At 69.6% G+C, this 12,012-nt stretch carries 12 protein-coding genes; 5 read left to right on the top strand and 7 right to left on the bottom strand.

Features of this window, described 5'->3' with window-relative positions:
- Nucleotides 1-250: PHP domain-containing protein (locus ACYVO6_RS20695; RefSeq protein WP_461063170.1), on the bottom strand; the 250-nt coding region annotated here is incomplete at its 3' end.
- Between the two features lie 224 nt (nucleotides 251-474).
- Between ACYVO6_RS20695 and ACYVO6_RS20690 the strand changes: the two genes are divergently transcribed.
- The 4 genes from ACYVO6_RS20690 to ACYVO6_RS20675 all read left to right on the top strand — a co-directional run bounded on the left by ACYVO6_RS20690 (nucleotide 475) and on the right by ACYVO6_RS20675 (nucleotide 5,276).
- On the top strand, nucleotides 475-1,827 hold the full coding sequence (locus ACYVO6_RS20690; protein ID WP_461063168.1) for a DUF2252 domain-containing protein: 1,353 nt from the start codon (nucleotides 475-477) through the stop codon (nucleotides 1,825-1,827).
- 87 nt (nucleotides 1,828-1,914) lie between these two features.
- On the top strand, nucleotides 1,915-2,604 hold the full coding sequence (locus ACYVO6_RS20685; protein ID WP_461063166.1) for a hypothetical protein: 690 nt from the start codon (nucleotides 1,915-1,917) through the stop codon (nucleotides 2,602-2,604).
- A 56-nt stretch (nucleotides 2,605-2,660) separates the two neighbouring features.
- Nucleotides 2,661-3,473, top strand: a complete 813-nt coding sequence (locus ACYVO6_RS20680; protein WP_461063164.1) for a thioredoxin domain-containing protein — start codon at nucleotides 2,661-2,663, stop codon at nucleotides 3,471-3,473.
- 120 nt (nucleotides 3,474-3,593) lie between these two features.
- Nucleotides 3,594-5,276 carry an alkaline phosphatase D family protein gene (locus ACYVO6_RS20675; RefSeq protein WP_461063162.1) on the top strand — a complete coding sequence of 561 codons (1,683 nt, stop codon included), beginning with the start codon at nucleotides 3,594-3,596 and terminating at the stop codon, nucleotides 5,274-5,276.
- A gap of 16 nt (nucleotides 5,277-5,292) precedes the next feature.
- On the opposite strand, the gene ACYVO6_RS20670 is transcribed toward ACYVO6_RS20675, so the two are convergent.
- A complete protein-coding gene (locus ACYVO6_RS20670) occupies nucleotides 5,293-5,862 on the bottom strand; it encodes a dienelactone hydrolase family protein (RefSeq protein ID WP_461063160.1) in 570 nt (189 codons plus the stop codon).
- 105 nt (nucleotides 5,863-5,967) lie between these two features.
- Here ACYVO6_RS20670 and ACYVO6_RS20665 point away from each other — a divergent pair, with 105 nt between their 5' ends.
- Nucleotides 5,968-7,083 (top strand): mechanosensitive ion channel family protein, encoded by a 1,116-nt coding sequence (locus ACYVO6_RS20665; RefSeq protein ID WP_461063158.1) that lies wholly within the window; start codon nucleotides 5,968-5,970, stop codon nucleotides 7,081-7,083.
- A gap of 352 nt (nucleotides 7,084-7,435) precedes the next feature.
- On the opposite strand, the gene ACYVO6_RS20660 is transcribed toward ACYVO6_RS20665, so the two are convergent.
- The 5 genes from ACYVO6_RS20660 to ACYVO6_RS20640 all read right to left on the bottom strand — a co-directional run bounded on the left by ACYVO6_RS20660 (nucleotide 7,436) and on the right by ACYVO6_RS20640 (nucleotide 11,642).
- Nucleotides 7,436-8,176, bottom strand: coding sequence for an SDR family NAD(P)-dependent oxidoreductase (locus tag ACYVO6_RS20660; RefSeq protein WP_461063156.1), 741 nt, complete (start codon nucleotides 8,174-8,176; stop codon nucleotides 7,436-7,438).
- Between the two features lie 103 nt (nucleotides 8,177-8,279).
- Complete coding sequence (locus ACYVO6_RS20655; RefSeq protein ID WP_461063154.1) at nucleotides 8,280-8,747, bottom strand: GNAT family N-acetyltransferase; 468 nt, start codon at nucleotides 8,745-8,747, stop codon at nucleotides 8,280-8,282.
- Nucleotides 8,744-9,688 carry an RluA family pseudouridine synthase gene (locus tag ACYVO6_RS20650; protein WP_461063152.1) on the bottom strand — a complete coding sequence of 315 codons (945 nt, stop codon included), beginning with the start codon at nucleotides 9,686-9,688 and terminating at the stop codon, nucleotides 8,744-8,746. Before ACYVO6_RS20650 ends, ACYVO6_RS20655 begins: the two co-directional genes overlap by 4 nt.
- Nucleotides 9,689-9,758: 70 nt before the next feature.
- Nucleotides 9,759-10,433 carry a signal peptidase II gene (gene lspA / locus ACYVO6_RS20645; protein ID WP_461063150.1) on the bottom strand — a complete coding sequence of 225 codons (675 nt, stop codon included), beginning with the start codon at nucleotides 10,431-10,433 and terminating at the stop codon, nucleotides 9,759-9,761.
- A gap of 87 nt (nucleotides 10,434-10,520) precedes the next feature.
- A complete protein-coding gene (locus ACYVO6_RS20640) occupies nucleotides 10,521-11,642 on the bottom strand; it encodes a TraR/DksA family transcriptional regulator (RefSeq protein WP_461063148.1) in 1,122 nt (373 codons plus the stop codon).
- Nucleotides 11,643-12,012: the final 370 nt, after the last annotated feature.

Raw genomic sequence — 12,012 nt, 5'->3', positions numbered from 1 at the left:
GGATCTTCCGCTTGTTGCGCCGGGACTCCGGCGCCACGTACGCCTCGATGCCGATGATCGGGGTGACGCCGGCCTTCTGGGCGGAGTGGAAGAAGTCGTACGCCCCGTGCAGGTTGCCGTGGTCGGACATCGCGATGTGCGTCATGCCCATCTCGTTGCACGCGTCGAACATGTCCTTCAGCCGCGCGGCACCGTCCAGCAGCGAGTACTGGGTATGGACATGCAGGTGCGTGAACGGCGGCTTTGACACGGTTTCGGCCTCCAAGAAGAACGGGCGTCGACGGGGACCCGACAGGCTGCGGACAGTCTGGGGTCAGCGTCGAAGTCTATGCCTCGGCACTGACAATTCGAGGCGTCCCCCGCGTACGTTCACATGCGGGAAACGGGCACTCCCGCGTACCTTCGTCCGTTGGAAGAGGACGGACGATTCCGTCCCACTTGTCATGCATCACCTGCACCTGGAGGCACCCCGCGATGTCGGATCCGCAGCTCAGCGCCGAGCAACGCGGCGAACAGATTCTCGCCGTCTTCGACACCGCCTTCGGCGAGTTGCTGGCCGCCGACCCGGCCGCGTTCCGCGTGAAGTTCCGGAAGATGGCGGCATCGGCGTTCGCCTTCTACCGGGGCACGGCGTGCCTCTTTTATCACGACATCGACCAGGAGAGCGCCGGGCGGGGTGGTGGGAGGAAACTCAGTGGGCCGTACCTGGACGAGCGGACGTCCCGCGTGTGGGTCCACGGCGACCTGCACGCCGAGAACTTCGGTACGTACATGGACTCCCAAGGCCGCCTGATCTTCAACGTCAACGACTTCGACGAGGCGTACGTCGGCCCCTTCACCTGGGACCTCAAGCGCCTCGCGGCCTCCGTGGCGCTGATCGGGTACGCGAAGGCACTCAGCGACGAGCAGATCACCGAGCTGGTGCGGATCTACGCGGCCTCGTACCGCGACCGGATCCACGCGCTCGCGACGGGCGCCAAGAGCGACGAGGTGCCGCCCTTCACGCTGGACACCGCCCAGGGCCCGCTCCTGGACGCGCTGCGCGACGCCCGCTCGCTGACCCGCTTCGGGCTGCTCGAGTCGATGACGGAGATCCGCGACTTCGAGCGCCGCTTCGCGCCGGGCGGCGGCTCCATCGAGCTGGACGCGGCCACGCGCTACAAGGTGCTCGCGGCCTTCGACGGCTACCTGGAGACGCTGCCGGAGTCTTCTCTGGCCCGCCCGGACTCGTATCGCGTGAAGGACGTCGTGGGCCGCCGCGGCATCGGTATCGGCTCGGCCGGTCTGCCCTCGTACAACATTCTCCTGGAGGGCGCCACCGACGCCCTGGAGAACGATGTGGTGATCTACATCAAGCAGGCCCAGACCCCGGCCGTCTCCCGGCACATCACGGACCCGGCGATCCGCGAGTACTTCCAGCACGAGGGCCACCGCACGGTGATCTCGCAGCGCGCCCTCCAGGCGCACGCGGACCCCTGGCTCGGCTGGACCGAGCTGGACGGCGCGGGCCAGCTGGTCGCCGAGGTCTCGCCGTACGCGGTGGACCTGGACTGGGGCGACATCGACGACCCGGAGGAGATCGCGGCGGTCGTCGCCGACCTGGGGCGGGCCACGGCCACCATGCACGCGGCGGCGGACGACGAGAGCGGCCACTCCGAGCTGGTGCCGTTCTCCACGGAGCGGGCCATCGACGCGGCAATCGCCGCGGACGAGTCCGGCTTCGGGGACCTCCTGGTGGACTTCGCCCACGCGTACGGGGCACGCGCGCGTGCCGACCACCAGATCTTCGTGGACCTGTTCCGCAACGGAAGGATTCCGGGGCTGTAGACCTGCTGCAGACCGGTAACCGCCCACTCACTCACAGGGAGCTTTTAGCGCTCTCTTACAGGAGTACGTGACACACTCTCCACCGCTATGGACATATCCGGGACCCAGCTGAGAGCCGTACGCGCGGCACTGTTCACGGCAGTCGTCGTGACACTGTCCGTCGCGTCGCACGTGCTGCTGTCCCGGGCCCCGCTGCCGCTGGCCACCGTGGCCGCGCTCGCCGCCGCCGTCTTCGTCATCGCGTACGTGCTGGCAGGCCACGAGCGCGGCTTCGGGCGGATCGCCGCCCTGCTGATCCCGCTGGAGCTGGCCGCCGACACGCTGTTCACAGCGGGCCAGCACGCCTGTTACGGCAAGGCGGGCGGCCCGGTGGCGGGCCCACTGCGGTCGGTCGGCCTCGACTTCCTGTGCGCCGGCGAGGTCGGCACCCCACTGGCCCGGGTGACTCGCGACGGCGACGGTGCCGCCGCCCTCCTCGCCCAAGCCGATCCGGCCGCCGCCTGGCTGCTGCTCGCCGCACACGTCGGCGTCGGCCTCCTCGCGGCCGCCTGGCTGCGGCGCGGCGAGCGGGCCCTGGCCCAACTCCTGTGTGCGGCCGTCGCGTCCACATTCCGGCCGCTGCTGGTCGCCGTCGCCACGGTGACCGTGCGGCCGGCTCCGGTACACCGGCTGCCGCGCCCCGTGCGCCGTACCAGCGCGCCCCGCAGCCACTTCTTCGTGCACTCCCTGGGACGGCGTGGACCGCCGTGCTCGCTTGTTCCCGCCCCAACGGCGTGAACCACGGCTGAGCCCAACAGTCCACATCCCCATGCCTTCACACGGAGAAAACGATCATGAGCAAGAGGAACAGCCAGTCAGCGAAGACGGCAGCCCGTGAGCGGCTGCGCGCCGAGCGCGAGCGCCAGGCCAGGCGCGCCAAGATCAAGCGGCAGATCGTCGTCGCCGGCTCCGTCGTCGGTGTCCTCGCGATAGCCGGCGGCATCAGCTACGCCGTCGTCCAGGGCAACAAGCCCGGCTACTGGGAGGCCGCGCAGGACGACAAGCTCGTCAAGCCCGCCCACACCACCGGCAAGAACGGCACGACCGTCGTCATCGGCAAGAGCAGCGCCAAGAAGACCCTGGAGATGTACGAGGACCCGCGCTGCCCGATCTGTGCGCAGTTCGAGCAGACGGTCGGCTCGACGGTCGACAAGGGCATCGAGGACGGGCAGTACAAGGTCCAGTTCATCGGCGCCACGTTCATCGACGACGCCACCCAGGGCGAGGGCTCCAAGAACGCGCTCAGCGCGATGGGCGCCGCCCTGAACATCAGCACGGACGCCTTCCTGGAATACAAGGCCGCGCTCTACTCGGCGAAGTACCACCCCGAGGAGAGCCAGGACAAGTTCAAGGACGACTCGTACCTGATCGAGGTGGCCGACACCGTCGACGCGCTGAAGAACAACAAGAAGTTCCAGACGGCGGTGGAGAACGGCACCTACGACAAGTGGGCGCTGCTCATGTCGGAGAAGTTCGACGACAGCGGTGTCACGGGCACGCCGACGCTGAAGATGGACGGCAAGACGCTCACCGGCTCCGACGGCAAGAACGCGCCGATGACCGTCGCCGACTACGAGGCGGCGATCAGCAAGGCGCTCGCGGCCTGAGCCGGCCAGCGAGCGCTCAGGGTCCCGAGCAAAGGGCCTGAGCGAACCCGCGCCGAAGAGCGGGCGAACTTTCCGAGTTCGCCCGCTCTCGCCATGTACTGATCAGTAATCTGAGCGCCTGTGACCAGTCGCATCAGATCCCACTCCAACCCCAGCTCTCCCAATTCCCCCAACTCACCCGCCCCGCGCCGCCGTACGGTCGTCAAGGCGGCAGCGGCGACCGCCGCGCTCGCGGGCTCTCTCGCCGGCGCGATACCCGCCCGGGCCGCCGCCGAGGCCCCCGCGTTTCTACACGGTGTCGCCTCCGGTGACCCGCTGCCCGACGGCGTCCTGCTGTGGACCCGGGTGACGCCTACGCCGGAGGCCGTGGCCGGTTCCGGGCTCGGCCCGGACGTCGAGGTGAGCTGGACCGTCGCCCTGGACAAGGCGTTCATGAACGTCGTCGCCAAGGGCTCCACCACCGCGTCCGCCGCCTCCGACCACACCGTCAAGGCGGACATACGCGGCCTGAAGCCCGCCACGGACTACTGGTTCCGCTTCTCCAGCGGCAGCACCGACTCCCCGACCGCCCGCACCCGCACCGCCCCGGCCACCGACGCGGCCGTGGCCGGTCTGCGCTTCGGCGTGGTGTCCTGCGCCAACTGGGAGGCCGGCCACTTCTCGGCGTACCGGCACCTGGCCGCGCGCGGCGACCTGGACGCCTGGCTGCATCTGGGCGACTACATCTACGAGTACGGCACGGGCGAGTACGGGACCCGCGGCACCGTCGTACGCCCGCACGCTCCCGCCCACGAGATCCTCACGCTCGCCGACTACCGCACGCGGCACGGCCGTTACAAGACCGACCCGGACCTTCAGTCCCTGCATCAGGCAGCCCCCGTCATCGCCATCTGGGACGACCACGAGATCGCCAACGACGCGTGGTCGGGCGGCGCCGAGAACCACACCGAGGGCGCGGAAGGCACGTGGCAGGCCCGCCAAGCGGCAGCCAAGCAGGCCTACTTCGAGTGGATGCCGGTCCGCCCGGCGATCGAGGGCACGACCTATCGCCGGCTGCGCTTCGGCAAGCTGGCCGATCTCTCGATGCTCGACCTGCGGTCCTTCCGTTCGCAGCAGGTGACGGTCGGCAACGGCGGCGTCGACGATCCGAACCGTACGCTCACGGGCCGGGCCCAACTCGACTGGCTGAAGGCGGGATTGACGGCATCCGACAGCACCTGGCGGCTGGTCGGCAACTCGGTGATGATCTCGCCGTTCGCCATCGGCTCGCTCTCCGCCGAGATCCTGAAACCGCTCGCGGAGCTCCTCGGCCTGCCCAAGGAAGGGCTGGCCCTCAACACCGACCAGTGGGACGGCTACACCGACGACCGCCGCGAACTGCTCGCGCATCTGCGCAGCAACGCCATCCGCAACACCGTCTTCCTCACTGGCGACATCCACATGGCCTGGGCCAACGACGTGCCGTACAACGCCGGTACGTACCCCCTGTCCCCCTCCGCAGCCACCGAGTTCGTCGTCACATCGGTCACCTCCGACAACCTGGACGACCTCGTCAACGTCCCCGAGGGCACCCTCTCCGCCGTGGCCGCACCCGTGATCCGCGCCGCCAACAGGCACGTCCACTGGGTCGACACCGACCGGCACGGCTACGGCGTACTGGACCTCACCGCCGAGCGCACGCAGATGGACTACTACGTCCTCTCCAACCGCACGAGCGCCAACGCCACAGCGTCCTGGGCCCGTTCGTACCGCACGCGCAGCGGCACGCAGAAGGTCGAGCGGGTGTACGCGCCGGTGAACTGACCCCTTCTTCCATCCCTCAGAGGCTCTCGAGGAAGCCGAGCGCCACCCGCCAGGTGGCCTCGGCCGCCTCCTTGTCGTAGTCCGGCAGGCCAGGGTCCGTGTAGAGGTGACCGGCCCCCGCGTATCTGTGGACCTCCACGTCGGCGCCCGCCCTGCCCATCCGGAGATACCAGGCGGTCAGCCAGTCGTCGGGCTCGAAGGCGTCCGGCTCGGCCACGTGCAGCTGGACCGGCAGCTCGTCCACCGACGCGCTCTCGGCGATGTCCGAGGTGCCGTGCAGCAGCAGGAGCCCTCGCGCCCTCTCATCGCCCAGCGCCAGCGTCTGGGCGATCGCGGCGCCGAGGGAGAACCCGGCGTAGACAAGACCTCGCTCCGAGTAGGGCGCGGCGGCCAGGATCGCGCGCTTGAGCAGCTCGTCCACGCCTATCTCGTCCTTGAAGGCCCTTCCCTCCTCGACCGTCTCGAACGTCCGCCCCTCGAAGAGGTCGGGCGTCCACACCTCGTGGCCCGCCGCGCGCAGCCGGTCCGCCGCGTCGCGCACCGCGGGCCGCAGCCCGTAGGTCGAGTGAAAGAGCATGATGTCCATGAGGCCATCGTGCCAGCCGGTACTGACAACGGCGCCGGACCGAAGCCGAGACCGAGACTTGGACTGCATGTTCATGGCGGGCCGGAGCCGGTTACCGTCGAAGGCATGGAGAACGTACTGCGCCCGCTGATCGTCGTCGGCGGCTCCGTCGTCCTCACGCTGGTGATCGGCTGGGCCGTGGACCGGACGATGCGACGCATCGACGACCGGCACAGTGAGACCCCGCTGTGGGGCCTGCTGCGCCGCGGCCGCATTCCCTTCCAGATCGTGCTGCTCACGGCCTTACTGAGAGGCTCGTACGACCAGGCGCGGCTCTTCCCGTCCCACTCCTCCGCGATAGGCCGGGCCCTGACGCTGGTGCTCATCGGATCCGCCGCCTGGCTGGTGGTACGTATCGCGGCGGCGATCGTCGAGACGTCGTACGCCCGTTACGCGTCCACCCACCGCGACCCGGCCCGGGTCCGCCGCGTGCGTACGCAGGTATCGCTGATCATGCGCGTGGTCACGGCGATCGTCGGCGTGGTCGCGATCGCCGCGATGCTGTTCACCTTCCCCGCGATGCGGGCGGCCGGGGCCTCGCTGCTCGCCTCGGCCGGCATCCTCGGCATCGTCGCCGGTGTGGCCGCGCAGTCCACGCTCGGCAATCTCTTCGCGGGAATGCAGATCGCCTTCGGCGACATGGTGCGGCTCGGCGACGTGGTGGTCGTGGACGGCGAGTGGGGCACGGTCGACGAGATCACACTGACGTTCCTGACCGTACGCACCTGGGACGAACGCCGGATCACCATGCCGGTCTCGTACTTCACGTCCAAGCCCTTCGAGAACTGGTCCCGCGGCGGCGTCCAGATGACCGGCACGGTCTTCCTGCACGTCGACCACAGCGCGCCCCTGGAGGCGATGCGCGAGCGGCTCCGCGACATCCTGCGCGAGTGCCCGGCCTGGGACGGCCGCCACTACGACCTGACCGTCACCGACTCGACCCCCACCACCATGGAGCTACGCGCCCTGGTGACCGCCAAGGACCCCGACGACCTGTGGACAGTCCGCGTCACGGTCCGCGAACACCTCCTCCGCTGGCTCACCGAACACCACCCCTACGCACTCCCCCGCGTCAACACGGCCGACGCGATCCTGCCCCTGGGCTCCCTGTCGGACGGTTCGGCACCGCGTACGACCCGAGGCCGCATCCACGCACCACCGCGGACGGACCGCACCCCCTAGCCAAGGAGCGCGCTCCCGGAACGACCAGCCACCACGCGCCCACACCCTCCCACCGGCGGAAGTCGCCAGCCACAATGCACCCGCACTTGCCCACCGGCGGAAAACACCCCAACGCACCCGCAGCTTCCCACCGGCGGGAGGGGCCGTGGGCCGGTGCGTCGTATGCCCGTCGCTTAGGTTCGGTCTCAGGCCACCAGGACCCTGTACCAACACCGGGCCGTATGCCCGGCCTGCGACGGGCTGACGCACCGGCCCGCGGCCCCGACCCACCCGCCGGACCCAAGGGGCGCGGGGAACGGCGCGAGCAACCACCACAAACCCGCAGCTACGAACCGCACAACCAGCGGAGCGCTCAGTGGCTACGTTCCGCCCCACCGTTGACCTGGATAACCTGGGCAGTGACGTGCGCGGCAGCCGGCGAGGCCAGCCAGTGAAGGGTCGAGGCGATGTCGCCGGGCGTTCCGGCGCGCCCAGTCGAGGTCTCCGCGATCAGCCGCTCACGGCGCACGTCATCCATAGTCTCGCCGAAGAACCCGGTGTCCTCGACATAGCCGGGCGCCACCACGTTCACAGTGACGCCGCGCGGCCCCAACTGCCGGGCCAGATCAAAGGCGTACGGGTGCAGCGCGGCCTTGGACGCGGCGTACGGCCCGCTCCCGGAACCCCGGTAGGCGGCGATCGAGCTGAGGAACAGCACCCGCCCGCCGGGCGAGGCGAGCCGGTCCCGCAACGCCTCGGTGAGCAGCGCCGCCGTCAGCGTGTTGAGCCGGAAGTTGAGCGTCCAGTTGTACGCGGCGATGACGAGCGGATCCTCACTGCCGACCTTCGGCTCCAGATACCCGGCACCGCCCGCGCTGTGGACGAGTACATCGACGGTGCCCAACTCGGCGGCCACGAACCGCTCGACACCTCGCACCCCTTCGACCTCGCTGAGATCAGCCGCGTACGTGAGCGCTCTGGGCACGTCCGCCTTCTCCAGGACCTCGGCCCGCCGCCCGAGCAGGAGCACCTGATCCCCGTCCGCCGCGAAGGCCCGGGCCGCCGCGAGCCCGATGCCCGTACCACCACCGCTGATCACCACGTTGCGTGCCATGAGATCGATCCTACGAAGACTCAGCTACGGCGGCAGTCAACGCTGCGGAGCAGTCAAGGCCATAAAGCAGCCAAAGCGGGGGCAGCCAAAGCCAAGACAGCAGCTAAAGAGAGCGCCTCATCGCCTGATGAGGAATCCCTGCTTCGAGATACTCCGGGCCGTACGCCACATACCCCAGCCGCTCGTAGAACCCCAGCGCATGCGTCTGTGCGTGCAGATCGACCGCCGTCAGCCCACGCGCGCGTGCCGTGTCCTCGATGCCCCGGACGAGCGCGATGCCGACACCGAGTCCGCGCGCGGACTTCAGGACGGCGAGCCGCCCCAGGGATCCGACGGCCCGGTCACCGCCGGTCTTGGCGGCCGCCGCCTCGCCGTACAGCAGGCGCCCCGCGCCGATCGGCATCCCGTCTTCACGGACGGCGAGGACATGCACGGCATCGGCGTCGTACGCGTCGTACTCCAGGTCCTCGGGGACCCGCTGCTCGACGACGAAGACCTCCTTGCGCACCGCGAAGCAGGCCTCGCGGTCGGCGGGGTCCTCGGCCACCCTCACCGCGTACGACGCGCTCATGCGTAGGTCTCCTCCCGCACTTGGTCCAGCGCCTGCTGCAGGTCCGCGGGGTAGTCGCAGGCGAACTCGGCCCACTGCCCGTCCCCGGGGTGCTCGAAGCCGAGCCGCACGGCGTGCAGCCACTGCCGGGTCAGCCCGAGCCGCTTGGCGAGCGTCGGGTCCGCGCCGTACGTCAGGTCGCCCACGCACGGATGCCGGTGGGCCGCCATGTGGACGCGGATCTGATGCGTGCGGCCGGTCTCCAGCTTGACGTCGAGCAAGGAGGCCGCGCGGAACGCCTCGACCAGGTCGTAATGCGTCACGGAGGGCTTGCCCTCGGCCGTGACCGCCCACTTGTAGTCGTGGGTCGGGTGGCGTCCGATGGGCGCGTCGATGGTGCCGCTGGTCGGGTCCGGATGGCCCTGGACCAGCGCGTGGTAGCGCTTGTCGACCGTGCGCTCCTTGAACTGGCGCTTCAGCGACGTGTACGCGTACTCCGACTTGGCCACCACCATCAGGCCCGACGTGCCCACGTCCAGGCGGTGCACGATGCCCTGGCGCTCGGCGGCGCCCGAGGTCGAGATGCGGTACCCGGCAGCCGCGAGCCCGCCGATCACCGTGGGGCCCGACCAGCCGGGGCTGGGGTGCGCGGCGACCCCGACGGGCTTGACGATCACCACCACGTCCTCGTCGTCGTGCACGATCTCCATGCCCTCGACGGGCTCGGCGACGATCTGCACGGGCGCGGGCGCCTGCGGCATCTCGACCTCCAGCCACGCACCGCCCTGCACCCGCTCGGACTTGCCGACCGCCGTGCCGTCGACCAGCACCTTGCCTGCCGCGGTCAGTTCCGCCGCCTTCGTACGGGAGAAGCCGAACATGCGTGATATGGCGGCGTCGACGCGCTCGCCCTCCAGGCCGTCGGGCACGGGCAGGGTACGGATCTCGGGACTTGTGCTCACCCGTCGAGTATGCCGGACGGGTCCGACATCCCCTGACGCGAGCCGAAGAGCGCCAGGGTCCGACGGACTCTCAGCCCTTGTGGACGGTCCCGTCCGGGTCGAGGCCTCGGAACGACAGCAGCACGATCAGGATGCCGCCGCAGACGATCGCCGAGTCGGCAAGGTTGAAGACCGCGAAGCCCTTGGGGGCGATGAAGTCGACGACCGCGCCTTCGAAGACGCCCGGCGAGCGGAAGATGCGGTCGGTGAGGTTGCCGAGCGCGCCGCCGAGCAGCATGCCGAGCGCGATCGCCCAGGGCAGGCTGTAGAGCTTGCGCGCGAGGCGGGCGATCACCACGATCACGGCCGTCGCGATCATCGTGAAGATCACGGTGAAGGCCTCCCCGAAGCCGAAGGCCGCGCCCGCGTTGCGGATCGCCTCGAACCTCAGCCAGTCCCCGATGATCTCGATCGGCTCATGGTGCTCCAGCTTCGCGACCACGATGATCTTGCTGATCAGATCCAGGGCATACGCCAGGGCGGCGACCGAGAACAGCACGGCGATCCGGCGCTTGCCCCTGGGCCGCTCGGCCTGCGCCGCCTTGTCCCCGGAACCGGAGTCGGAGCCGGACGGCTCGGCCGGCTCTCGCGCCCCTGGGGAGTCGGACCGCTCGTCCGACGCCGCGCTCTTGTCGGTGTGCTCCGGCTCGGCCCCAGCCGCCTCCGGGATGTCCGGCGTACCGATGATGCGCTCCGCCTCTGCCACGTGTGTCCCTCAACCTAGGTGCCTGACTGAGGAGAGGGTACGGCACGGTTCCCCGCTCCCAGGTGCCCCTTGGGCGCACCGTGCCGCTCAGTAGCGGCGCTCCGTCTTCTGCTTGCACTCGACGCACAGGGTGGCACGTGGGAAGGCCTGCATACGGGCCTTGCCGATGGGATTGCCGCAGTTCTCGCAGAGGCCGTACGTGCCCGCGTCCAGGCGCTCGAGGGCGCGCTCGGTCTGCTCCAGCATCTCCCGGGCGTTGGCCGCGAGCGCCATCTCGTGCTCGCGCGTGATGTTCTTGGTGCCGGTGTCCGCCTGATCGTCGCCGGCGCCGTCCCCGGAGTCGCGCATCAGGCCCGCCAGGGACTCCTCGGAGTTCGTGATCTCGGCGCGCAGTCGCACCACCTCCGCGAGCAGCTCCGCACGTGCCTCCGCGACCTCTTCCGGGGTCCAGGGGTCCTCACCGGGGCGTACGGCGAGCTCGCCGGGCTCCGCCGCGGCGAGCCGTGCCTTGGGAACCGCGGTGGCCTTGCCCGCCGCCGTGGCCGTACCAGGAGTCTTCTTCGCAACCACCGTCGTGGCTCCCGTCGTCTTCGCGGCCTCGGCCGCACCCTCGGCCGCGGAGGCGACCGCTTTCTTGGCCGTACGTGTGCTCTTCCTGACCGCACTCTTGGAGGGCCTCTTCGCGGGAGCACCCGCCGTGACGGCACTCTCCGCGCTCTTCATGACGCCGCCCTCCTTGGCGGCACCCTTCTCGGCGACCTCCTTCTTGCTGGCCCTCTTCTTGGTGACTCCCTTCTTGGTGACCGCCTTCGAAGCCGCCTCCTTCTTGGCGGCCGTCTTCGTAGCGGCCGTTTTCGTACGGGCCGTCCCTGTAGCGGTCTTCCTGGCGGTCGCCCTCTTCGAAGCGTCGGCTCCCGAACCAGCCGTCTTCATAGCGGCCGATTTCGTACTCGTGCTCTTCGAAGCAGCTGTTTTCGTACTCTCCGGCTTCCCGCCCCCAACAGCCCCACCGGCACGGGCGTCGGCACGAACTCCCGTACCGGAACCACCCCGTACCGTCTTCACGGTCTTCACCGGCTTCGCCGTCTTCACGGCACCCCGCGTGCTCTTCTTGCCGCTCACATCCTTGGCCGCCGCTCCGGCACCGCCTGCCGCCCCCGTGGTTCTGCCGGACGCCGACTGCGGTACGGCCGTCTTCTTCGCCATCATGGCCGCGGCCCCTTCACATATTGTGATCTTGTTCGCGAATCGTGCTGGGACGATAAATCGACTTCTGGCCCGCGGCAACGGGGCACGCTGCCCGATTCACCCGCCTCTCAGGTGCCACGTGGCGAGCCTGCAAGCGTTGTGCCCAGCTCCCCGCCAGGTAATCCGCCGAGTCCGCCGTACCAGGACGCGAACCCCCGACCCCTGGCCATTCGGGTCAGTCCGTGCGCCGCCCCCACGCCCCGTGAACCCCTGCCCATGGGTCCCGGAAAACCGGTCGGCCGCTGTCTGTCCGGCGCCGTACACTGGGCGAAGCGAAAAGCGTGGATGGGGACGAGTAGCGACGTACGCAGCCATGAGCGACCCGGGGACG

It is taken from the genome of Streptomyces pseudoechinosporeus (assembly GCF_054783935.1).
This window is presented reverse-complemented; position numbering and strand designations above follow the sequence as displayed.

Bases quoted from the DNA above. Each gene is read 5' to 3' on its own strand.
- ACYVO6_RS20690 (WP_461063168.1), top strand. From the start codon at position 475: ATGTCGGATCCGCAGCTCAGCGCCGAGCAACGCGGCGAACAGATTCTC.
- ACYVO6_RS20655 (WP_461063154.1), bottom strand. From the start codon at position 8,747: ATGAGCGCGTCGTACGCGGTGAGGGTGGCCGAGGACCCCGCCGACCGC.
- ACYVO6_RS20680 (WP_461063164.1), top strand. From the start codon at position 2,661: ATGAGCAAGAGGAACAGCCAGTCAGCGAAGACGGCAGCCCGTGAGCGG.
- ACYVO6_RS20660 (WP_461063156.1), bottom strand. From the start codon at position 8,176: ATGGCACGCAACGTGGTGATCAGCGGTGGTGGTACGGGCATCGGGCTC.
- ACYVO6_RS20685 (WP_461063166.1), top strand. From the start codon at position 1,915: ATGGACATATCCGGGACCCAGCTGAGAGCCGTACGCGCGGCACTGTTC.
- ACYVO6_RS20670 (WP_461063160.1), bottom strand. From the start codon at position 5,862: ATGGACATCATGCTCTTTCACTCGACCTACGGGCTGCGGCCCGCGGTG.
- ACYVO6_RS20640 (WP_461063148.1), bottom strand. From the start codon at position 11,642: ATGATGGCGAAGAAGACGGCCGTACCGCAGTCGGCGTCCGGCAGAACC.
- ACYVO6_RS20665 (WP_461063158.1), top strand. From the start codon at position 5,968: ATGGAGAACGTACTGCGCCCGCTGATCGTCGTCGGCGGCTCCGTCGTC.